The organism is Plantactinospora soyae, from assembly GCF_014874095.1.
Lineage (GTDB): Bacteria > Actinomycetota > Actinomycetes > Mycobacteriales > Micromonosporaceae > Plantactinospora > Plantactinospora soyae.
Map to the genome: position 1 here is coordinate 7842257 of NZ_JADBEB010000001.1, position 23332 is coordinate 7865588.

Annotated in this window: 14 protein-coding genes, 1 pseudogene and 1 riboswitch; of the genes and pseudogenes, 6 read left to right on the forward strand and 9 right to left on the reverse strand. The window is 68.1% G+C overall.

The window, feature by feature from the left end:
* Window positions 1-48: 48 nt before the first annotated feature.
* The gene (locus H4W31_RS34430; protein ID WP_192770420.1) at window positions 49-1020 is read left to right on the forward strand and encodes a hypothetical protein; all 972 of its coding nucleotides are present in this window, start codon (window positions 49-51) and stop codon (window positions 1018-1020) included.
* 143 nt (window positions 1021-1163) lie between these two features.
* On the opposite strand, the gene H4W31_RS34435 is transcribed toward H4W31_RS34430, so the two are convergent.
* Window positions 1164-1451: a hypothetical protein gene (locus tag H4W31_RS34435; protein WP_192770421.1), complete on the reverse strand. Its 288-nt coding sequence runs from the start codon at window positions 1449-1451 to the stop codon at window positions 1164-1166.
* A gap of 579 nt (window positions 1452-2030) precedes the next feature.
* On the opposite strand from H4W31_RS34435, the gene H4W31_RS34440 reads away from it, so the two are divergent.
* Together H4W31_RS34440 and H4W31_RS34445 are read left to right on the forward strand one after the other, a co-directional pair.
* A complete protein-coding gene (locus H4W31_RS34440) occupies window positions 2031-2816 on the forward strand; it encodes a helix-turn-helix domain-containing protein (RefSeq protein WP_192770422.1) in 786 nt (261 codons plus the stop codon).
* Window positions 2807-2992 carry a DUF397 domain-containing protein gene (locus H4W31_RS34445; RefSeq protein WP_192770423.1) on the forward strand — a complete coding sequence of 62 codons (186 nt, stop codon included), beginning with the start codon at window positions 2807-2809 and terminating at the stop codon, window positions 2990-2992. The genes H4W31_RS34440 and H4W31_RS34445 overlap by 10 nt, the downstream gene beginning before the upstream one ends.
* A 390-nt stretch (window positions 2993-3382) precedes the next feature.
* Here H4W31_RS34445 and H4W31_RS34450 read toward each other — a convergent pair whose 3' ends face one another.
* From H4W31_RS34450 to H4W31_RS34485, 8 genes and pseudogenes are all read right to left on the reverse strand, one after another.
* Complete coding sequence (locus tag H4W31_RS34450) at window positions 3383-5008, reverse strand: pentapeptide repeat-containing protein (protein ID WP_192770424.1); 1626 nt, start codon at window positions 5006-5008, stop codon at window positions 3383-3385.
* 310 nt (window positions 5009-5318) lie between these two features.
* Window positions 5319-6017 (reverse strand): hypothetical protein, encoded by a 699-nt coding sequence (locus H4W31_RS34455; RefSeq protein ID WP_192770425.1) that lies wholly within the window; start codon window positions 6015-6017, stop codon window positions 5319-5321.
* A 198-nt stretch (window positions 6018-6215) separates the two neighbouring features.
* Window positions 6216-6571: pseudogene (locus H4W31_RS34460) on the reverse strand (response regulator); the annotation flags it as partial.
* A gap of 132 nt (window positions 6572-6703) precedes the next feature.
* A complete protein-coding gene (locus H4W31_RS34465) occupies window positions 6704-7741 on the reverse strand; it encodes a YncE family protein (RefSeq protein WP_192770426.1) in 1038 nt (345 codons plus the stop codon).
* Window positions 7742-7937: 196 nt separating this feature from the next.
* A complete protein-coding gene (locus H4W31_RS34470; RefSeq protein ID WP_192770427.1) occupies window positions 7938-8444 on the reverse strand; it encodes an Imm21 family immunity protein in 507 nt (168 codons plus the stop codon).
* A complete protein-coding gene (locus H4W31_RS34475) occupies window positions 8441-14890 on the reverse strand; it encodes a golvesin C-terminal-like domain-containing protein (protein WP_192770428.1) in 6450 nt (2149 codons plus the stop codon). Before H4W31_RS34475 ends, H4W31_RS34470 begins: the two co-directional genes overlap by 4 nt.
* A gap of 643 nt (window positions 14891-15533) precedes the next feature.
* Window positions 15534-16529: a ribonucleotide-diphosphate reductase subunit beta gene (locus H4W31_RS34480; RefSeq protein WP_192772624.1), complete on the reverse strand. Its 996-nt coding sequence runs from the start codon at window positions 16527-16529 to the stop codon at window positions 15534-15536.
* 53 nt (window positions 16530-16582) lie between these two features.
* Window positions 16583-19027: a ribonucleoside-diphosphate reductase subunit alpha gene (locus H4W31_RS34485; RefSeq protein WP_404825743.1), complete on the reverse strand. Its 2445-nt coding sequence runs from the start codon at window positions 19025-19027 to the stop codon at window positions 16583-16585.
* Window positions 19028-19169: 142 nt separating this feature from the next.
* A riboswitch (cobalamin riboswitch) is annotated at window positions 19170-19406 on the reverse strand.
* Window positions 19407-19694: 288 nt separating this feature from the next.
* Here H4W31_RS34485 and H4W31_RS34490 point away from each other — a divergent pair.
* From H4W31_RS34490 to H4W31_RS34500, 3 genes are all read left to right on the forward strand, one after another.
* Entirely contained in the window at window positions 19695-20549 is an 855-nt protein-coding gene (locus tag H4W31_RS34490; RefSeq protein WP_192770429.1) for an SDR family oxidoreductase, read from the forward strand.
* Between the two features lie 742 nt (window positions 20550-21291).
* Window positions 21292-21687, forward strand: coding sequence for an Lrp/AsnC ligand binding domain-containing protein (locus H4W31_RS34495; RefSeq protein ID WP_192770430.1), 396 nt, complete (start codon window positions 21292-21294; stop codon window positions 21685-21687).
* Window positions 21684-23015: a diaminopimelate decarboxylase family protein gene (locus H4W31_RS34500; protein ID WP_192770431.1), complete on the forward strand. Its 1332-nt coding sequence runs from the start codon at window positions 21684-21686 to the stop codon at window positions 23013-23015. The genes H4W31_RS34495 and H4W31_RS34500 overlap by 4 nt, the downstream gene beginning before the upstream one ends.
* Window positions 23016-23332: the final 317 nt, after the last annotated feature.

Genomic DNA, 23332 nt, shown 5'->3' on the forward strand with positions numbered 1-23332 from the left:
GTCACAGGGCAAGGAGGGCGCGGACCGGACCTGATAGTGTCCGCCGCCGTGACTCTGCCGAGCGACACGAACCTCGCCTGGTCCGACCCGGTGCTGCAACACGCGGTCGACGCCCTGGCCTCCCGCGACCCGAGTCCCGGGTACAAGGCGCTGGCCGACAGTGCCGGTGACTTCGACCGTCGTGAGTTGTACGTCGAGGTGCTGGGTGACGTTGGCGCCGTGCACCTCGGCGCCCTGCGGGCCGAGGCGGAACGGGCCGGCGACGACCCGCACTGGTGGCTGTTGTGCGGTTCCGCCGCGCGTGCCGCCGCGTGGGCCGCTCGCGGCGCCGCGCAGATGAAGTACACGTCGGAGCAGCAGGTACGCAGATTGCGCGAGCTGTCTCGCGAGTCCCGTGACATGTTGCGGCTGGCGGCGAACCTGGCGCCGGAGGATCCGGTGCCGTGGACGGTTCGGCAGAGTATTGCCAAGGCGGCCCCGATTCGCGCGGACGAGCCGCATACGGTGTGGAATCGGCTGCTCGCGCTCGCTCCGGACTCGTTCCTCGGCAACCACCAGCGGCTGAGCATCCTGTGCCGCAAGTGGTACGGCAGCACCGAGCAGATGCTCGGGTTCGCACGTGAACGCCGCACCACCCTGCCGGACGGACATCCGCTGTGGTCACTCGCGCCCCAGGCGTACATCGAGGTGTGGGTCGACGGCTGGATGGTCGGAAACCTGGCGACGCGGGTGTACCGGTTGATGACCAGCGGCCCATTGAAGAAGCGCACCGCGCGGGCCGAGGTCGACGCGGCGTCGGACCGGTTCCTGGCTGGTGCCGCCGCCTACGCCGACCACCCCTGGCTGATGGTGGCTCATCAGATGTTCGGCGCGTATTACCACAAGGCGGGAGTACGCGACCGGGCCCGGACCCACCTGGAGTGTGGCGGTGAGCGGGCGTCGTCCTGGCCGTGGGGGTACTTTCCCGGCGAGCAGCAGGCCGCGTTGACCGGTGCGAGGCGGTCGGTCGGGCTCGGGTAGCCATCGCCCCCCCCGAGCGGCCGCCCCGGGCGTCGCCACTGGGCGTACTGCCTGCGCTGTGGCGGCATGGGTTCGCCGAGTTGGGGCGGCCCGCCCCGGACCAGGGGGAGGCGGTCCAGGGCGGGCAGGGGTGAGAAGGCGGGTCAGCGGCGCCGGGGCACCCAGTAGAGAAGTTGACCGGCGATCAGCGCGGGGTGCGTGTCGGGCAGCGCTTGCATTGCGCGGGCGAGGTGAGCGGCGAGGTACATCATCAGCCCCACCCGGTCACCCTTGAAGCCGACCAGCAGGGCCAGCCGGGCCGGCGCGCACGGCCACGGGTCCTGGCAGGTCTGGCATCGGTACGACCACGCCGGGCCGTGCCCGCCGGCCGGGTAGCGCCGCTGCGCCGCCCTTCGCATCGCCCGGTACCAGCGTTCCTGCGGCCCGATCACGGGTCATGCCCGGGTGGTGGTCTGCCGCGACCGGTGCTGCTGAGCCGGAGTTGCGCCGCGTGCGCGGCCGTTGGCCGTACGGGCGTGTGCGGGGCCGTCCCAGCCATGGCGACGGTTGGTCGGCTTGGGGTGGGCCGGCTTGTCCGTCCGTCCGGGTGCGGAGGTCGCTGCGTGGACCGCGGCCCGGTACTCCGCACGGGAGAGTGGCGGCGGTGGCGGGGGTTGGTAGGGCATCTGCGGCAGCTCGACCGAGTCCGGGCAGCGCCACCGGTAACCGCATCGGCAGTAGCGCCAGAGCCGACGCCAGTACCGGCGGTGATAGGGCTTGCTTCTGCGCCAGAGTTTCATGATCGATGCCTCCCGTCGGCGGAATTGGACGGGGACGGCGCCCGGATTCCACATAGGCACCGCCCCCGTAGGCACCCGCCCGGATTGGATGGGGGCCGGGCGGGGACCCGAATTCCACCCTGGACTGTCCGCCCATTTCCCCGGAAGATGCTGGTCGGGCGTGGGAAGCCCGTCGGCAAGCCAATAGACATGACCTTGAAAGCCGGAGCGTATTGGGGGACGTGAAGTCCTATGTCTGCGAGTCAATATCTGGTAGAGGAGCTTCGCCGGACGCGGGAGCTTATCGGGCTGACCCAAGAGGCGTGGGGCGAGCGGATCCACTTCTCCGCAAAGCACGTCGGCGCGGTGGAGCGAGGCGAGCGGCCAGCCCTCCCGGACTACCTGGGAGCTGTCGATCGCGCCTTCGGGACCGCCTTCATGCAGTTCTACCGGATGTTCGTGAAGGAGGAACTCGTCCCTGTCTGGTATCGCCCCTTCGTTGAGCACGAGGGCCGTGCCAGCCTGCTCAGGGTCTATCACCCGCTGTTGGTCCCCGGTGTGCTTCAGACCGAGGCGTACGCGAGGGCTGTCCTGACGGGATACCGCTTCCAGCCGGAGACGGTGGACGGCATGCTGGCAACCCGGCTCGGTCGACAGGAGATCCTGCACCGCCGGCCCGACCCATGCCAGTTGGTCGCAGTGGTGGACGAGGGAGTCCTCCACCGCCGGGTGGGAGACGCGGCGGTCATGCGCGAGCAATTGGCAGCCCTGGTGACGGCGTGCGATTACCCCAACGTGCGGGTGCAGGTCGTTCCGTTCGACGCGGGCGCCTACGTAGGACTGGACGGCGCGCTGGCGATCGCGACCGTGGACGGCCGTTCGGTCGGCTACCTGGAAGGGCACCTGACGGGCCGCGTCGTCGAGAGCCCGGACGCCACGATGGACCTTGAGGGCGCTTGGGAGGCCATCCGGGACTACGCTCTACCCAGCCAGCAAAGCCTTGAACTGATCACGAGGACGGCCGAGAAGTGGACCTGAACCCCGCCCCGAACTGGCACAAGTCGTCGCGCAGCGACAGCGGATCCTGCGTCGAAGTAGCCGACAACCTCCCCGGCCGGGTCCTCGTACGGGACAGCAAGGAGCGGCAGGGACCGGTCCTGACGTTCAGCCTTCGACACTGGCGCGGGTTCGTGAACCTGACCAAGCGTCACTAGGCTTGATCATTCGCGGATCTGACGAATCGGCCTGATGTCGCCGGTCTGCATCGCCGCTGATCGAGGTCGTGTGACGGTGGGCATGCTGGCGAGTCATCTATCGCAGCGCGCGTCCTCTCCTGTAGTCCTGCGGCGCGGGTCGCGGGGGCTGGCTCGGGGGTCAGCCGGATGCGATGGTGCTGGGATCCGGGTGAACGCGGTGGTGATGTGGGCGGCCCATGGCCAAGGCTCGGCCAAGGCTCGGCCGCCAACGACAGTGCATGCGTGTTAGCCGTTCGTGGTACACGATTTGGGAAACCCTTATCAACTGTCGCCATCGGAAGGCCATTATCTCGCGGAGTGATCGTGCTATACCAAAATTTTCTCCAATGTGGCCTCTGGCTAGAGGTTTCAGCCCCGCTTGATGCGGCCCCTTATCGCCAGGGCACAGAGTCCTAAAAGCACTGGACCTACGAACCGCAATGCGAGAGAGATGTACTCACCCATCACATTGACTGCGGATGGCGACTGCCATCCCAAACAACTCTTCAGCGCTATTAGCGTCGCGTCCAGGAGCGAATATCGGGGGGCTCCCCGGGAATCTGGACTCAGGCCACAGAGTGCAATGATAGCAGTCCCGGCCGTTACTGCGATCAGGAAAGCGACGAAGGCGCGGCTTGCACGCAGTCCGAACCCGGAGATCAACCAGTAGGCGCCGATAATCACACGCTCAGCTCTCGACGTATGGGCTGCACGCATTCTCATCAGCATTTCTCCATAATAGAAATCTGCCGCTCCCGGCTCATCCTTGCGATCCTCCCTCCCCTTCCTCAATTGTCTGTATATTGACGCAACCTGCTCGTCCGTGACACCGCTCTGCCCTTCGGCCAAACCCTGCGGGTGAAGCGCCTTCCGAAGTTCCAACTCCTCTGCAATTACCATTCGTTTGACACCGAAACGCGTGGTGCTCATGAAGCTGAAGGGCCGCTCGGTTGCCTGAATCTGAAGCTTGTCGAGATTGTGCGAGCCGACAAACCTGCAGCCATTCAGGTCGACTTCCGACAAGGCGAGACCAGAAAGGTCGGCCCGTGCTACTGAACGAACGGTCGTGCCAAGCGCCACCTCAGAGGAGATCATGAATGGTTGCGGGAAGCTGGCGTCTTCGATATCCAGCTCCGAAGGACCATTCATGCGCACGTGCCCGCCATTGAGAAACCTCGTGCTTTTGAACGAAACGCTCCGCGCATCAACCGTAATATGAACAGCACGCGTGAACGTGATGCCCTCCAAGGAGAAATTTCGGCAAACGACGTCGGCGCCGACAAAGGTCACATCACCACCCTCGAAGCTCGCCTGCTCGAAAGACGTATCACCTCTGAACGCAGTCGAGCTGAATAACGCTCCTCGGGCGAAGATTCGGCGTCGGAACTTCGTGACGCCATTGAACTTGACGTTCGAGAACTGTGCGGCGACGCCAAAATAGCCAGCGGAGAAGTTGGCGAAGTCATGGAATTGCGTGCGCGAGAAGTCCGCACCATCGCCGAACCGCGCGGAAGAGAATGAGGCCTCGCTACGAAAATTGGCGAAGGTCCAATTTACCAGAGAGCCGAATCGCGCGTCTCCAAATGCTGCCGTATCACTGAAATCGGACTGCCAAAAGATTGCCCCATCACCAATTGTCGCTCCACCGAAGTTGATGGGGCCCGTAAACTTGCAATTGCCGAACTTCACGTGGTTACCGAACGTACAGTTCTCGAAACGAGTCGTGCCGACGAATTCGGCGCCCGTGAAATCAACCTCGTCGCCGAAGGAGGCGTTCCGGAAGTCAGGGCTATCGAAGCTCGCATGAATGAAGTTTGCTCCTCGGGGAAAGGAGCAGCCGCCGAACCTGCATCCGGCTAAAAATGTCGCTCCCTCGAAGGAACACCCAGACAGATCCCGGATTCCTTTCCTGTTGCGAGACGCAATCTCGACCACTTCGTCAAAAAATGCGGCGTCAACAGTGACATTATCCAGCGCCAGGTGCCTATTTCCCACTGCCCAAGATTCGAGGAAGCTAAGCTTATCTTCCTCCTTTAGGTGCTTCGCGCAACGTCGGTCCCCCGCCACGCTCGTCCCCCGGCACGCTTTCATCGAGCAGACTCCCAAGAGAACCCTCCTGCAAGATATTCAGCAACGCGTCGGAACTCCTAGAAACTTCCTAAGGGGAGAAATGAGCCAGAATTGCAGGCGACAAGGCTGCCGGCTGGCCGAGGGCTACGGGTCGTCGGGGTGACCGGCCAGGTCGTGACCATCGCCGAGGCGCTCGTGGCGGCGCCTGCGCCAACAGGACACACTGATTGACGTGTTAATCCTCGAAACTCAGATTTTGAGGACGCGCTTGCACTGGAGTTCCGTCAAGCATGTCGGTTACTGGCACGTCGTGCGTAACCTCGTCGAACTCTATGTCATCCACCCACATCTCGCCCACTTCAACCAACAGCGCGCCGAAGACTATCCGCTTAGCGCGTCTCGGAATATCAAGGATTATCTGACATTGCTGCCAATCCTGGGTGGCGGCGACGGAGCGGTTGTGCATGTTGTCGAATGCGAGCATCTCGTCGGCCGGGCCATCGACTCGCATCCAAAGAGCTGCATGAAGCGCTCGTCGCGTCTTAACGAATCCTGTCATCCGCAGTCGACGGTCCCGGTAAATAGATGCGTTGAACGACTGTTTGATGGCAGCGAAACCACACGATCCATCCCTGGCAGCGATGCGGACGCTCGCCGACCCTGTATGATAAACCGTTCTGTCGACAGTTATGTCATATTCGAACCATCGTGTGCCGGTGGCAACCCATGGACGGGGAAGGTTCGGAGTCGAGGCCAATCCCACACCCAAATTCGTTAGGATGCTCGTAGTCTCAGCCTGCGCTCTCTGCGCCTCGGCATCAAGCTTCCTCGCTTCGGCCGCGACGCGCTTTCGATTTCCGAGGTAGGTCACGACGGCCACCACGGTCCCACCGAACAGGGAGGACAGGATTCCAAGCGTGGCCTGGGTCAACATGTCTCATTGCCTCCACGGAGGGTGATGGATACATGTTCCCAGCGACCGAGGTAATTATCTCAGCTAACTGTCAAATAGTCGACTCGCGATTCTCTCGGTCCGCCTGCGGGCCAGCCACCTGTGGCCGGCGGGTATGAGGGGGTGTCAGCACCTCACACCTCGCCGGAGGTCTTCCTTTCGATCAAGCCGACATACCGGCTCACGCTGTGACAGCGGCTCCGAGGCCGGCTGCCGTATTTGTCCCATCAGCCGGGTCGCGACGGCGGGGGAAAGCACGGCCTGTCCCCGGGCGGCCGCCTCGACCGCGCGGAACAGTTCGTCCCTCGGCGCGTCCTTGAGCAGGTAGCCGGTGGCGCCGGCCTCGATGGCGGGCAGGACGTCGCTGTCGGTGTCGTACGTGGTGAGCACCAGGATCCGGGCCGGCACACCGCGTCTGGCCAGTTCCTTGATCGCGGTGACCCCGTCGGTCCTCGGCATCCGCAGGTCCATCAGGATCACGTCAGTTGCAGCCTCTCCCCGGCGGCGATCGCCTCGGCGCCGTCGCCGGCCTCGCCGGTCGCGTTGCTTGCTGCTCGTTCACTGACCCGCAGGACGCCGATGGGCCCGCCGGTGCCGGACGATGGCATCGGCGGGCCCACCCGGAGTGGCGGCGAGGTCCGGACCGGCCGGGCCCCGCTGATCTCGGCTCAGTCGGTCGGTCGGGAGACCACCTCCAGCGCCGGGACGCTACTGGTCGCCTGCTGGGTCACCACGAACAGGTATTTCAGGTCGCCGGACCAGGCCAGGCCCCGGGTGGCCACCACCTCGCCGCTGTCCAGGTCGACCTTCTTCTCCGGCAGGATGCCGCCCACCTCGTAGACCAGGACGTCCTCCCGGCCGCTGGTGTTGCGGCCGACGGCCAGGTAACGGCTGTCCGGTGAGGCGGTCACCGAGTTGGGCCGGAACCCGGTGGCGTACGCCCCACGGCGGGCGAGGTCGGCCGGAGCGAACGCCTCGGCGTGGTCCCGCGACCCGGAGGCGGTGAACAGCGTCGCCCCGTCCGGGCTCAACGCGAGGTCGGCGAGGCTGCTGCCGACCACGTCGCCCGTCGCACCCTCGGCCAGCTCGACGCCGGCCACCGAGAAGACCCGCACCGTCGACAGGCTGAGCGAGAGCTGCCCGGCGACCAGCGGTCCGGCGTCGGCGCTCACCGCACCGAGCAACGGGGCCCGCTGGAAGATCGCCTCGCCCTGCCGGTCGAGCGTGATGGCCGGCGGGGTCGCGGCGGTGTCCAGTGCGCCGATCTTTCCGGACCAGTCGCTCTCGCAGCCGTACCCGAACCAGATCGTGGTGCCGGTCCGGGCCAGGTGCGTCGGGCAGGTCTGCGAGCCGACCGGGTACCGGGCCGTCTCGGCGTACGTCGTGGTGTCGATCGCCGAGATGGCGTCGCCGCTGGCCAGCGCGGCGTAGAGCGTGGTGCTGTCGGCGCTGAGCGCCAGGCCGGTCGCCCCGGGCTGGCCGGTGATGCTCTTCTTCACCCGCCCGGAGAAGTCGGTCACCACGATGCCGTTGGTGGTCGGGCCGCCGCTGACGAACACCCGGTCGTGGACGTCGTCCACCACGATGTCCCCGTAGCTCGGCAGCGGCAGCCGGTCGTCGTTCGCCTGGGCCGGTGCACCGGTTGCGGCTATCACCATTGCCGCGACCGCCGACCCCGCTATGGCCCTGAGGGGGAATCTCCGCATTCCTTCGCTCCTCTTTCCGTCGTCGACAGATGTCCTTTGTGTCTCGTGCCTCATGTAGGTCCGGGTTCTCGCTCTGTCGGAACCAGACGACCGCACGCACGTGCGCGGCGCGTTGTGTGCCGAGTAGGCGCCCTCGACCTGAAGCGCGGCCGTGCGCAGCGTCCGCGGCGCGGGCGCCTACTTCGGAAAGGTCCTTTCAATCCAGGCGAATGAGCCTATGAAGACGTCCCGCGACCGCGTCCTCGAACGCGAATTCAGCAGTCGCACATGCGTAGCGCCCCGCCCCAAAGGACGGCAAGATCATTTCGTCGTCACCCAATGAGGTTCCTGTTGCAGCGGCATCGAATACGACTGCCCGCTCTGCGAGCTCGAAAGTCGGGCCTTCCTCCCAAACAAGACCCGACTTCGCCGAATTCCGAGCAGCATCCACCAGCTGATGGGCCGAGGGCGCGTAGTGCCATTGAAGAATGCACCGAAGATCCGGGACGAATGTTGTCCGAAGTGGCTCGTCTCCGATCACCAGGCCGATCCGCTGATGACCGGCCGAACCCCATTCAATCAATCCCAGGTAGCCTGCCACCTCGCATGCCCGGTCATAGTCCGGCCCCTCACTTCCTGTCCAGTCGGGCAGGTCCGGAGCGGCAAGGACCACCAGCGGCCCACCGGCCGACTCAATCCAATGCAAGTATTCTTCGTCCATCATCTTCCCAATCGGAGCGCCCAGGCCTGCGAGTATAGAGGTCTCATAATCGGCGCCAACTGACGAGCCCATCCCGCTTGGTTACGACTGCATGGCAGACACTGCGGGTAGAGTCGCTGCGGCATCCCATCGGGAATCCACGAGCTGATCGGCTGGTGATCGGGAACGAACCGCTCTCCTTTCGAGAATGGGTCGGTCGTGCCGCACGTGTGACAACCGAACGACCGGCCCAGCGCATCGATCTTTTGGCGCTCCTCCGAGGTGAAGTCGCGATCCTTGCTACGTGCCGGAATCGACTCGTTTGCATACCTACCTATGGGGCATACCTGCTCAGGATCACTACGGCCGTTGCTGTTGTGCACAAGGACGGCCGACTCGGCGGCGAGCACATAGTACGTGTGGATGTCGGCCACGGTCAGGTTGTGCACCCGTTGCTGCTGGCTCCAGGCCCGTACGGAAACCACCCGGACCAATTCCCGGTCCTCCGTACGGAGCCAGTCGCCGGCCGCTAGGTCGTCGGCGTCTGCCCAGCGCCCGTCGGTGTCCAGCCAGAAGGGGTGACCGGCGGTGGCGATGACCGTGCCGGTCGCGTCGCCCCGGGCCCCGTCGGTGTCGACGGTGACCTCGACCAGGTCCTTCGCACCTTCACCGACGATCAGTGCGACAACCGGCCGGGACTTGGTCAGCCCGTTGACGGGATCGGTCGCCAGCACCTGATCGCCGACCTGGACATCCTCGATCGGCTTACTGGTGCCGTCGGCCATCACCACGGCGGTGCCCGGCACGAAGCTGTTGGGACAGCCCGGCCGCTTCGGTGCGGCCGGCGGTGCCTGCGGCGGGGGCGCCGGTTTGGCCGGCCCGGCCGGTGCCGCTGGAGTGTTGCCGGCCGGCTGTGCCGGCGGAGCGTCCCCACCCTTGGCCGGTGGAGCGGGTGGAGCCTCCCCACCGGTCTTCGCCGGGGGTGCGCCCTTGGCACCGGCGGCCACCTCGTCGGCGCCCTTCGCGCCGGTCTGCATGGCGTCGATGCCTGCCTTGCCGTACTTGCCGGCCTTGACCGCGCTGGCGCCGTACCCGGCGAGCGGGATCGCCGAGGTGAACGAGAGCGCGGCGTCGACGTAGTTGCCCTCGGCGGCGTACCAGATGCCGTTGGCGACGTCCGCGACCTCACCGACCACCGGCACCAGGCCGACCACGTCCAGCGCGGCGTGGCCGATGTCGCTCCAGGACGGCCAGTGTCCGGTCAGGTCGACCATGCTGATCGGGTTGCCGCCGCCGAAGGAGTACCGGTTCATGGTGAACGGGTTCATCGACAGCGACAGGTCGGACAGGGCGCCGTTGTAGAGGTCGAGGGAGAGGAACCGGTTCTCCCCGGGGCTGTAGTCCCGCAGCCCCATGTCGTAGTTGCCGGAGGCCGAGTCCCAGCGGGCGGTGTTGAACCGGTAGACACCCTCCGGCTCGGCGTCCGGGTTGCCGGCGTCGGGCTTGTCGACGCCGGTGAAGGAGGCGGTGTCGTCACCGCCGTACGCGGTGTAGCCGTAGGTGGCCCGGTTGTTCCCGTCCTCGTCCGTCAGGCTCTCCACGTCGGCGTGCGCGTTGTAGCCGTGGTACGACTGCTCCCGCTCGCCGTCCTCCGGGACGCTGAGCTGCCCGAGCAACTCCCCGAACGGGGAGTACTGGTACGACTTGCGCAGCTCGCCGTCGACCCGCTCGGTGAGCACCTGCTGGGTCAGCCCCAGGTAGTCCAGGGTGGTGGTCTTGGCGTCGCCGCCGCCCGCCTTCGCGGTCCGGCTCACCGTCCGGTCCAGCGGGTCATACGCGTACCGGGTGGTGTTGGTGGCGGCCCCGGTGCCCTGCCGGTATTCGGCGGTGCGGTCGAAGCCGTCGTAGATATAGCGCTCGGTCTGCTCGCCGCCGGTGCTGATCCGGTTGAGCCGGCCGAACGGGTCGTAGCCGTAGACGAAGGTGGTGCCGGAGACGGTGGACGAGGCCAGCCGGTTCCGGTCGTACCGGAAGGTGGTGGTGTCGTCCTTGATCTTCTGCTCGATGATGTTGTTGTTCGCGTCGTGCCGGTAGGTTTCGGTGGACTTCTCGTCCCCGTCGGTGCCGGCCTTCGTCACGGTGCGGACCCGGTCGCGGGGGTCGTAGGCGTAGCTGACGACGTTGTCGAGGTAGTCGTCGTGGTCGTCGGCGTTCTGGAGCCGGGCGGTGTCCTTGATCCGGTGCGAGTTGGCGTTGTATTCGAGCGTGTGCTCGTTCACCACCGTGCCGCCGGACTTCTTCTCCACCTGGTGCCGCAGCAGCCCGTCGCGGAAGTATTCGAAGTCGACGGTGTTGCCGTTCGGCTTTACCTGCTGCCGCACGTGCGACCGGGCGGTGTAGCTGAACGTGGTGACCTTGTCCTCGGCGCCGGACCCGGTGGCCCGGTTGGTGATCCGCTCCACCAGGTCCCGCGCGTCGTAGCCGAAGGTGGCGGTCTGGTCGTCGTGCCGCCAGGCCGAGAGGTTGCCGTTCGGGTCGTACTCGTAGCCGGTGGTGTTCCGGAGCGTGCCGTCCTTGCGCTCCTCGATCGAGGTCGCCCGGTCCAGCACGTCGTAGCCGACCGTGTACTCGTCGATCCGGGCACCCGCACTGGCGTCGGTGACCGAGACCAGGTTGTCGTTGACGTCGTACCGGTGGTTGAAGGTCTTCCGCTCGGTGTCGACGTCGGCGCTGTTGTCCCGGACCAGCCGCAGCGCGTCGGCCACCACCGGGTTGTCGGCATCGCCGACCAGGGTGATGTTGCGCAGGTTGTCCTCGGTGAAGGCGAAGCGCCCGAGGCTGACCCACTCGCCGGCGTCCTGGGTCTGGTCGACCGTCCGGGTGGTGCTGCCGCCGTTGTGCTCGACGGTGTAGCGGGCGTTGGTCGCGGCGCCGCGCGGGAACCGGACCGCGACCTCGTAGTCGCCGCTGGCCGGGATATCCGCCTTCCAGGTGAAGCTGCCCTCGGTGGCGGTGGCGACCCGGTAGTCGTAACCCTCGTTCTCGGCGCCGCCCTCGACGGCCCGCCAGCCGCCGGTCAGCTCGGTGTGCTCGGCGTCGGAGTTGTCCACCAGCACCACGTGCTGGCCGACCGGCACCCCGTCGTCGGAGCGGGACTTGAGCTTGCCGTTGAGCTGGTATTCCCAGGACATGGTCCGGCTGGAGCCGCCACCCGCGCTGAGGAACGTACGGGAGGTCTGCGCGCCGACCGTGTTGTAGTCGTAGTTGGTCCGGATGCCGAACGGGTCGACGGAGCTACGCAGCCAGCCGTTGTCGTAGTAGGTCTGCCGGGTGACGTTGCGGACGCTCTGCCCATCCGACGGCGGGGCACTGACCTCGGTGAGCTGGCCGACCTGGTCGTACCCGTAGAAGATCTTGTCCGGGGCGTTGACCGTCTCGTCGCCCGGGTCGAACGGGAGGTGCTTCTCCCGGATCCGGTTCAGCTCGTCGTAGACGACGGTCTGCACGAAGTCGTTCGCGTCGTCGGTCTCCACCCCGCGTGGCGTGGTGGTCCGGGTCGGGTTGCCGACCTGGTCGTACTCGTAGCGGGTGGTGAAGTAGCGGATGTCGTCGCCGTCGCCCGAGTGCGGCGAACGGGTCTCGCGGACCATGCCCCGGGCGTCGAGGCTGACCAGGGTGGCATTGCCCTCCTGGTCGGTCGACTCGACGACGTTGCCGTCCCGGTCGTACCGGACGCTGGCCCGGTGCCCGGCCGCGTCCACCACGGCGGTAACCCGGTGGTTCAGGTCGTACTCGGTCTTCGTGGTGTAGTCGTTCGGGTCCGGGGTCTGGTTCTTCTTCGGGTCGACCTCGGTGACCAGGTTGCCGACCTCGTCGTAGGCCGCCGTGCTGCGCTGCCCGAGCGCGTCGGTCACGGTCAGCCGCCGGTTCAGCTCGTCATACGTGTACCGGGTGACGAAGTCGTCCGAGTCGTCGCGGGTCAGCGTCCCTTTCGGTCGGGTCTCCGCCAGCAGGTTCCCGACCGGGTCATAGCGCAGCGTGCTGGTCTTCGCCGGTTCACCGGCCGACTCCCGGGGCGCGGTCAGCGCCACCATCTGGTCGTTCTCGTCGTACGTCGCCGTGGTCACCGCCCGGTTGGCGGCGGTCAGCGTGATCATGTTGTCGTTCGCGTCGTACTTCGGGCCCGGCGTGACGATGTACTCGCCGGCCGCCGCGTCCTTCGGGATCCTGGTGGTCAGCGGGCGGTTGAGGATGTCGTACGTGAAGGTGCGGGTCTTCTGCCGGGCGTCGACCGTGGAGACCACGTTGCCGGTCGCGTCGTAGCTGAAGAAGCTGGAGCAGTCGAGCGCGTCGGTGATCCGCCGTGGATAGCCGTTCGCGTCGTAGTCGGCGTACGTGGTCGGGTTGCCGTTCGCGTCGGTGGTGGTGGTGAGGTGGCCGAACTCGTCATAGACGTACCGGCTGGTGTAGTCGCCGTCGGCGGCGCTCGCCGTACCCAGCGGGTCGGTGACCGCGACCAGGTTGCCCCGGTCGTCGTAGACGAACTTCCAGCGCCGGCCCTCCGGGGAGGTCTTCTCGGTCAGGTCGGCGACGTGCCCGTCCAGGTCGAACCGGTAGCCGAGCCGGGTCGGCGGGTGGTCGTGCGCGTTCGCCTCCGCGTCGCGGATCTCCAGCGGATAGCCGGTCTTGGGGTCGTAGACCCAGGTGGAGAGGGCGCCGTTGTGCTCCCGGAGCCGGACGACGTTGTTGTCCTCGTCCCAGACGAGCTGGGTGACCTCACCCTTGGCGTTGGTCAGCCGCTCGGTCCGGCCGTACCCGTCGAGCAGCAACTGCGTCGGGTTGCCGTTGGCGTCGGTCACCGTGGCCGTCAGCTTCGAGCCGTCGGATCCGTCGGCGTCGGCGTACCCGAAGTCGGTGCCGTGCCCACGGCGGTCGGTGAGTTCGGCGACCCGGCCGCGCAGCAGCGACCCGGCGCCGCTGTCGTGGTACCCGATGTCGGCGTTGTTGCCGTTCGGGTCGACCACCCGGACCAGCCGGCCGTCGTCGTAGTGGAAGCCGAGGGCCCGCGCCTGCGGCGTGCCGGTGCCGTCGACGATCTCCTGGAGCAGCCCGGACTCGGTGTAGGTGAAGGTGAGCGTCCGGCCGGAGACGTCGGTGATCGACCGGAGCTGGTACGCGATGTCCGCGTCGCTGAGGTTCTTCGCCGACCGCCTGGTCGTACCGACGAAGTAGGAGTAGTCGTCGCCGGGCTGGTAGTAGTCGAGGGTGAGGGTGCGTCGCCCGGTGGCGTCGGTCAGGTGGGTCAGCGTGCCGGTGTGCCGGTTGCCGACCTGGCCCTGCGCGTAGCCGAAGGTCAGCTCGTTGCCGTTTCGGTCAACCGTCGCGGTCTGGTAGCCGCGCTCGTCGAAGTACATCCGGGTCCGGTCCGGCCCGGTCATCGACCAGCGCCGGCCGTCGTCGTCCAGCCCGGTCCGTTGCAGCAGCAGGTGCACCCCGGCCGGGCTGTCGTACGTCCACTTCGACCGGTCGTTGCTGTCGTTGCGGTTCAGCTCGAACCGGTGCCCGGTGCCGTCCCCGTCGACGAGCGTGACCCGCTGCGGATGGTCCGACCCGCCCTGGAACTCCAGCGGGGAGCCGAGCCGGGTCAGCGTCGAGGTGGCCAGCGACCAGCCCGGGCCGAGCGAGGAGGAGGAGCCGTCCTGGCTGTTGTAGGCGAGCCGGACGAAGGTGACCGGCCCCCGGCTGGGGTTGGCCACCGGCGCGTAGTCGAAGACGGCGTTGCCGGAGAAGGCGTTCACCGCGATGCCGGAACCGACGCCGGTCCCGGTGCCGGCGTACTGGTAGAAGCTCTCCATGCCGAGCTGGTCGGAGGTGGGGTGCTCGACGGTCACGTCCTGGCGCAGCGCGGGCACGCCGGCGGTCTCGGAAAGCCAGGTCCGGCGCTGCCGGTCCCGCAGGTCCCAGGCGAGCACGTAGCGCTCGCGGCTCCGCTCGAGGAGGCCGTCCTCCGGTGCCTTGGCCCGGGCCTCCAGCACGACCGAGGCGCCGGGCGCGAGGTCCGCCGGCAGCGCGGTCTCCAGCCGGTTGGTACCGGTGGTCCGGTCGCGCCCGTCCGCCGAGAACCAGCGGTACGACAGCACGTACGTGCTCGCCGGCAGGGTGGCCCCGGTGGTGTTCCGGACGGTCACCTGGACCGGGTACTCGTCGGAGGGGATCATCCGGCGCGGCGCGTCGGGTGCCGAGTAGGCGCCCTCGACCTGGAGCGCGGCCGTGCGCAGCGGCCGGGGAGCGGGCGCCTGCCGGCTTGCGGTGGTCGCCGGGGAGCGGGTCGGCGTCGGACACGACGCGACCGCTGGCCGGGGACCGTCGGAGCGGGGTTGCCCGTCCGGCCGGACCCTGGCGGCGGCGGGCGCCGCCGTGGCAGCCGGTGTCGGTGTGACAGCCGCCAGGGTCAGCACCAAGGTGGGCAACAATCCGAAGCTGATGAATCGTCTGAAACGTGCCACGCCACCCGTACCCTTCGTCTGAATGTCCTGGCCCTATCGACCGGCCACATCGGTCGCCGGGAACCGATCAGGGCATGACGAGTTCAGTGCACGAAGAACTCGGCGCACTACGAATGCAGGGCATGCCAAATCGGCGCATGGCGAAGAATGCGCAGGTGAATAGCAGTGATTGCGGCCGAACGCTGTGGCCGCGAGACCGGAATGATCGTGCTATCAGGACTGAACCGCCCGATCCACAATGGTCGGAGTGGAACTCTCAACCATCGGCCCTCAGGTCGACCGGGCCCCCCGTGTGCCCCCTTCCATCGCTATCCCTGACAGCTGCGAGAAAGACTATCGATGGAAGCGACGCTTTTCGACCCTGTTTACTGTCGGGTATTCGCACCTTCTGACGCGCCACCGGGAGGGCGGGGCCAGTTCACGGTCGGCCTCGGGACAGTGCTGTCGACGCTCGCGGTCGTCAGGGAAGGACCATCGGGTATCGACGGGAGATGCGCTGCTGTCGGACCGAACGAGAACGCGGCGCGGCCCGGCGGGCGACCGGGGAGGTCAACCCGCCGGGCCGCGGTGGCATGCCGTGCTCCACCCCGAACCGCCGTCGCCGGGATCAGAAGTCGTCGTCGAACCGGACCGTGCCACCAACCCCGACCTGGTACGCCGACACCCGCCGCTCGAAGAAGTTCGACAGCTCCTGTACGTCCTGCAACTCCATGAAGGCGAACGGGTTGCTCGACCCGTACAGCGGGGCGATGTCGAGCTGGGCCAGCCGGCGGTCCGCCACGTACTGGAGGTACTCCCGCATGTCCGGCAGGGACAACCCGGAGACCCCCTGTTCGAGCAGGTCCTCGGCGAACTGCACCTCGCACTCGACCGCCTCGGCCAGCATCTCCCGGACCTGCTGCCGCAACTCGTCGTCGAACAGCTCGGGCTCCTCCTGACGTACCGTGTCGACCACGTCGAAGGCGAACGCCATGTGCATCGACTCGTCCCGGAACACCCAGTTGGTGCCGGAGGCTAGCCCGTGCAGCAATCCCCGTGAGCGGAGGAAGTAGACGTACGCGAAGGCGCCGTAGAAGAACAGCCCCTCGATGCAGGCGGCGAAGCAGATCACGTTGAGCAGGAACGCCCGCCGGTCGTCCCGGGTCTTCAGCTCACGCAGCTCGAAGACCGAGTCGATCCAGCGGAAGCAGAACTCGGCCTTCCGACGGATCGACGGGATGGTCTCGATCGCGGCGAACGCGGCGAACCGCTCCTCCTCGTCCGGCACGTACGTGTCGAGGAGGTTCAGGTAGAACTGGACGTGCACCGCCTCCTCGAAGAGCTGGCGGGACAGGTACAGCCGCCCCTCCGGCGAGTTGACGTGCTGGTAGAGGTTGAGCACCAGGTTGTTGGCGACGATCGTGTCGCCGGTGGCGAAGAACGCCACCAGCCGGCCGACCAGATGCCGCTCCGCCGCCGAGAGCCGGTCCAGGTCGGCCAGGTCGGAGTGCAGGTCGACCTCCTCGACCGTCCAGGTGTTCTTGATCGCGTCCCGGAACCGGTCGAAGAAGTGCGGGTACCGCATCGGGCGCAGCGTCAGATCCATCCCGGGGTCGAGCAGCATCGGCGTCGCACGCCCGGCGGTGCTGCTGACAGTCGTACTCTCGTCGACCGCGCTCACTGGCAGGCCTCGCATGCCTCGGGGTTCTCCAACGAACAGGCCAGCGCCTCGTCGTCCGAGGTGTTAGGAAGGGGCCCTTCTACAACGGAAAGCGATAACAAGGGGCCCTTCCTTACACCTACCGTGGCTTGTTGGATTCGGGTGGCGGGGCGGGAGCGGAGGTAGTACGTGGTCTTCAGGCCGGACTTCCAGGCGTGCAGGTACATCGAGCTGAGCCGGCCGATGTCGGGCGCCGCCATGAAGAGGTTGAGCGACTGGGACTGGTCGACGTAGGGGCCGCGCGCGGCGGCCAGGTCGATCAGCGCCCGCTGCGGCAGTTCCCACGCGGTACGGAACAGCTCACGCAGCTCCGCCGGAAGCTCCTCGATGCCCTGTACCGAGCCTTCGGCCCGCTTGATCGCGGTACGGATCTGCTCGGTCCAGAGCCCACGTGCCTTCAATTCCGCCACCAGGGCGGCGTTGATCTGGAGGAACTCGCCGCTGAGCGTCTCCCGCTTGAACAGGTTGGACACCTGCGGCTCGATGCACTCGTAGCAGCCGGCGATCGAGGCGATGGTGGCCGTCGGTGCGATCGCCACCAGCAGGGAGTTGCGCAGCCCGTGCGCCGCGATCCGCGTCCGCAGTGCGGCCCAGCGCTCCGGCTGGTTGCCGGAGACACCCCACAGGTCCGGTTGGAGCTGACCGGCCGCCGCCCGGGTCGACGGGTACGCCGGATGCGCACCGAACCGCTCGGCCAGCTCGGCCGAGGTCTCCAACGCGGTCAGGTAGATCTCCTCGGCGATCCTGGTGGAGAGTTCCACCGCCGGTGCCGAGTCGAAGGGCAGCCGGAGCGCGAAGAAGACGTCCTGGAGCCCCATCACACCGAGCCCGACGGGGCGCCAGCGCGGGTTGCTCGCCGCTGCCTCCGTACTCGGGTAGTAGTTGATGTCGATCACCCGGTCGAGGAAGGTCACGGCGGTCCGGACCGTGCCGCGCAGCCGTTCCCAGTCGATCCCCTCGCCTGTCCTGATGCCCTCGCCGTTCGGGTCGGTGGCGAGGTGGGCGGCCAGGTTGATCGAGCCCAGGTTGCAGACGGCGGTCTCGGTGTCGCTGGACACCTCGAGGATCTCCGTGCAGAGGTTGGACAGGTGCACGACGTTGCCCGGCTCGGCGCTCTGGTTGCACAGCCGGTTGGCGGTGTCCTTGAAGGTCATCCAGCCGTTGCCGGTCTGGGCGAGCGTGCGCATCATCCGGCCGTACAGGTCCCGGGCCTTCACCTGGCGCACGAACCGGCCCTGCTCCTCGGCCGCCCGGTACGCCGCGTCGAACGCCTCGCCCCACAGGTCGGGCAGCTCCGGCACCTCGTCCGGATCGAACAGCGACCACATCCCGTCCGCCTCGACCCGCCGCATGAACTCGTCCGGGATCCAGTTGGCCAGGTTGAGGTTGTGGGTACGCCGGGCGTCCTCGCCCGTGTTGTCCCGCAGTTGCAGGAACTCCTCGACGTCCGGGTGCCACGGCTCCAGGTAGACGCAGGCCGCGCCCTTACGCCGGCCGCCCTGGTTGACCGCCGCCACCGACGCGTCCAGGGTGCGCAGGAACGGCACGATCCCGTTGGACTGGCCGTTGGTGCCCCGGATCAGCGCGCCGCGCGAACGCACCCGGGACCAGGCGATGCCGATCCCGCCGGCGAACTTCGACAGGTGCGCCACCTGGGCGTAGCGCTCGTAGATCGAGCCGAGTTCGTCGCGCGGCGAGTCGACCAGATAGCAGGACGACATCTGGGTGTGCCGGGTGCCGGAGTTGAACAGCGTCGGCGAACTGGGCAGGTAGGCGAGCGACGCCATCAGCCGGTAGAGGCCGATCGCCTCGCCCGCCTTACGGGACAGGCCGCAGGCCACCCGCAGCAGCCAGTACTGCGGGGTCTCCACCACGAGCCGTTCGGTCGGATGCCGCAACAGGTACCGGTCATAGACCGTACGGAGTCCGAAGTACTCGAACCGCCGGTCGGCGCCTGGATCGACGGCGTCGTCGAGCTTGCGCGCGTTGACCCGGACGAACTCGGCCGTCTCGTCGCCGATCAGCCCGTGCCGGTGCCCGAGCCCGATCGCCTGACTGAACGAGGCGATGCCCTGGCCCCGGACCTCCTTGTCGATGTACCCGGTCAGCAGCCGAGCGGCCAGCCGGGAGTACTGCGGCTCTTCACCGATCATCTCGGCGGCGGTCTGGATCGAGAGCCGATCGAGTTCGGCGGTGCTGGCGCCGTCGTACAGGCCGCTGATCGTCCGGGTCGCCACCCGGAGCGGCTCGACGTCGGTCAGGTCGTCCGCCCAGCGTTCCACCGCTCGGACGATCTTGTTGACGTCGACCGGCTCGGTGTCGCCGTTACGTTTACGCACCCGCATCTGGGGACGCCGGGGCGCGATGCTGGCGCCGTCCGCCACGCCGGAATCGGCCGGCAGGACCTCGGTGACCGTCACAACTCTCTCCTCGCGAGCTCGGTCCGGTTCGGTCCGGAGGCACGCGGAAGACGCCGACGGGCACGCAGCCGCGTACGTCGGTGGCGTCGGCCGTCCCGCGCGGCCTCGAACCGCCGCGTACGGGTTCGTACGCGGCGCGCTGGCAGGTCTTCGGACTCGTGGGCAGGCACGGGCGTACCCGTGTTCTCCTACTGGCCGTCGCTTCCCGGGCGGCCCGGCTTCCGGCCGGACGAACCCAGTGCGTGATGACGGCGGTCGTTCCCACTTACCGCTGCGGGGCAGTCCCGGACTCCCACCGGATTCCCTCTTGCCTCGACCACCATCGGATGACGGCGACCGAACCAGCTGCGGTCAACACCATATATAGGGACGCTCGGAAAGTCACACCCAAGATGTCGTGTCGGCGTGTCGACGACGCGTCGGTCCGGACGATCGGATGGACCCGGGTGCCGACCGCTCGCGCCGAGCGAAACCGGAGCCCGAGCCGGGACGCCGGGACGCCATCGGTCACCCTGCGTACTCGTTGCCGCCGGTCACATTCCGCGGACCTGTCCCGTCTGCCCTCCGTGGAACCACGGACCGTCGCCGCCGTCGCCGGTCGGACCAGCAGACCGGGTCGGGTCGACCCGGCGGAAGGAAACAGGGACCGATGAACATCCTGATCACGGGGGCGACCGGACGCCTCGGCCGGGTACTGACCCCCGAACTGGCCCGCGCCGGGCATGCGGTCCGGGCGACGAGTCGCGCCCCGGCGGGCGGCCCCGGCACCGCCCCGGCCGGGGTCGAGCCGGCCGGGAGCAACCCGGCGCGGGTCGACTCGGCGCGGACCGATCCGGCGCGGATCGACTGGGTGCGGGTCGACCTGGCGACGGGCGAGGGTCTCGACGCGGCGGTCGGCGACATCGACACCGTCGTCCACCTGGCGTCGGCGCCGTACCAGCGCGGCTACACCCGACAGGTGGACGTGGACGGCACCCGCCGGCTGGTCGAGGCCGCCGGCCGGGCCGGGGTACGACACCTCGTGTACCTGTCGATCGTCGGCGCCGACCGCGTGCCGTGGCCGTACTTCAAGGCCAAGGTCGAGGCCGAGGCGATCGTGGCGGCCGGGCCGGTGCCCTGGACGGTGCTCCGGGTCACCCAGTTCCACGACCTGCTGGACGAGGCGATGACCAAACTGGCCCGGCTCCCCGTCCTGCCGGTCGACCCGCAGATCGTCGGACAACCCGTGGACGTACGCGACGTGGCCGCGCACCTGGGATGGCGGGTGACCGCCCCGCCCGGCCGGGCGACCGAGGAGTTCGCCGGCCCGACCGTGATCGGCTTCGCCGAGGGCCTCCGCGACTGGCTGACCGTCCGGCAGGTCCGCCGGCCGATGCTCCGGCTACCCGTGCCAGGCCGGCTGGGCCGAGCCTTCCGCACCGGAGCGCTCACCAGCGCGACCGGCAACCGGGGACAGATCAGCTGGCACGACTACCTCGCCGACGGGGTCGGACGGGTCGTCTAGGGCGGATCTGCGGATCCGGCGGTATCCGATACCGAGCACGGCGGCGAAGCCGATCGTCAACGCGTACCACCAGAGGTCGCCGTGCCGGGTCGTCAGTTCGCCATATTGGTTGGCGAGGAACCCGGTGAACACCAGGACAGATAGCAGATAAACGGACAGTACGGCCCGCAGATCCGGAACGAACGTCGCGTACCCGCCCACGACGACGGCCATCACGACCAGCCGGCCCGCGACCTCGCCCCGTGGGAACAGCGCCGCCGCCACGACCGCGGCGACCACGACCAGCACGCTGCCGATCGCGACGCTGATCCCGGTGGGCGTACGGTCGGCTGCCCGCTCGGAAAGATCATCGGAAACGACGGCCATCATCCACACCCCTCACCTCGCAGAACGAACATGTCCGCTCGATGACAACCGAGGCGACGCAGCCGGCCCACCCGGGTTGACGCGTTCACTACGGCGACGGCCGGTTTCTTCACACCTCGCTGGCGCCGCACGGAGCCGGGGTCGCGGCGGTGTCGGCGAGCCACGAAAATGTCCGAGAGCCACGGGGATGTCGGAGAGCCACGGCGGGGCCGGGGGGTGCCGGGGCCGAGACGTGCCGCTGCGGGGTTGGCGTTCCGAGCACGCGGAGCCTGGACGAGCGGGCCCGGTATGGGCCGCGTACGGGAAATCGGTGTGGCCGTAGCGGGCGCGTCAAGGGCGCTGGCGGATGGGCGTCCGGCGCGTCACCGTCGGTCTCGTGACAACGAATGAACCGGAGTCGCTCTCCGTCGTCCAGGCCCTGGTGTTCGTCCGGCTACCCGGACCCGACCGGGCAGGGTTCCGGCGGTTCCTGACCGGCGAACCGTCCGTCAGGGCCGCCTGGCAGGTCGTCGGCGACATCGACCTCGTACTGCACGTCTCGTGTCAGGACCTGCCCGAACTGGACCGGCTGATCACCACCATGCGGATCCGGGGCGGGGCGAGCGCCACCAGTACCCACCTCGTGATCGGCACGGCAGAGCAGCACCCGGGCGAGCCGCTGCCGGTGGAAGCGCGCTCGACGAAACAATCCGGAACCGTGGGCCGACGACGGTCAGCGTCCCGGGGCCGTGGACTCGGAGACCTTCCGGTCGCGGCGAGGGCCGGACGATGACCCTGGCGGACATCATCCCCTCGTTGCGCTCCTCACTGCGGGCGCCCTTGACGCAGGTGTGGCCGTCCACGGCGGCCTGGGGCGAGCACGGCGACCTGACCATCGGCGGGGTCGCGATGACATCCGTGGTGACCGCGCACGGCACACCGACGTACGTGCTCGACGAGGCCGACGTACGGCAGCGGTGCCGCGACTACCTGACCGCGTTCGGCGGCGACGGTGTCGCGTACACCGCGAAGGCCCTGCTCAGCCGGGGCATCGCGCGTTGGCTCGCCGCCGAGGGGCTGCGGCTCTACGTCGGCTCCGCCGGCGAACTCCGGGTGGCCCTGGCCGCCGGCTTTCCGGCCGACCGGATCGTCCTGTACGGCAGCGCGAAGACGCCGGAGGACCTCGAGGCCGCGTACGCCGGTCGGGTCGGCACCATCGTCGTCGAGTCGCTCGGCGAGATCACCCGACTGGCGGCCACCGCACCGCAGGGTCAGCGCGTGCTGCTGCGGGTGCTCGGCGGCACCGAGCCGGCCGAGGGCACCGACTGCCGGTTCGGGCTGCGGATCGGCTCGGGTGAGGCGGCGGCCGCCGTGGCCCGGATCGTCGCCCAGCCCCGGCTGACGCTCGTCGGGGTGGACTGTTCGGTCGGCCACCAGGTCAGCCGGTTCAGCGTGTACGAGCACGAGGTGCGCGGCGTGCTGGAGTTCCTCGCCGAGATGCGGACCCGGCACGGCGTGGAGCCGACGGAGTTGAACCTCGGCGGTGGCCACGCCGTCGCCTACTCCGGCGGCGACCCGAGCCTGGCGCTGGCCGCCTTCGCCAGCCGGATCCGGGCGGTGCTGCGACTGGCGGCGGAACGGCACGACTTTCCGGTTCCGCGGCTGACCGTGTCGCCGGGCCGGGCCATCGTGTCCCGGGCTGGCATCACGCTCTACCATGTGGTGGCGGTGAACCGGGGGCCCGACGGGCACATCCTCGTCGCCGTCGACGGCGGCATGACCGACTGCCCGTCGGGCGCGCTCTGCGGCGGCCAGCACACGGCGGTGCTGTTCGGACGTACCACCTGTGCCCAGCCGGTCCGGGCCACGGTGGTCGGCCGGCACAACGATGCCGACGACGTGATCGTCCCGGCGCTGACCCTGCCGGCCGACGTACATCCGGGTGACCTGCTCGCGGTGGCCGGATCCGGGGCGTACCACCACTCCCGCGCCTCGAACTACCACCTGGTCGGCCGTCCGCCGCTGTTGAGCGTCCGGGACGGGCGGACCACCACCCTGGTACGCCGGGAGTCCTCGGAGGACATGCTGCTGCGTGACGTGGACGAGCGGGACGCCGCCTGACCGAAAGCGATCAGCAGCGTTACCAGGGCGGCCAGCGTGCCCGCGCCGCTGACCACGGTCGCCAGGCCGGCGAGTGTCCCGTCGGCCGGTGCGGACAGGTGCGCCAGGATCCAGGCGTCCAGTGGGGGCACCCGGTCCCGCAGCAGTCCGCCGGCCAGCATCACGGCGGCGACCGCGATCAGGCCCGGCACGATCACGGACCGACGCCGGTCGGCCGGCGGACCGGCCACAAGATCGATGTGCGTCAGCATGTGGACAGTCTGGGCGACGGGTCGACGGGCCTGCCTCCCTTGAGGCCCCGAGATCTTCCCGATCTA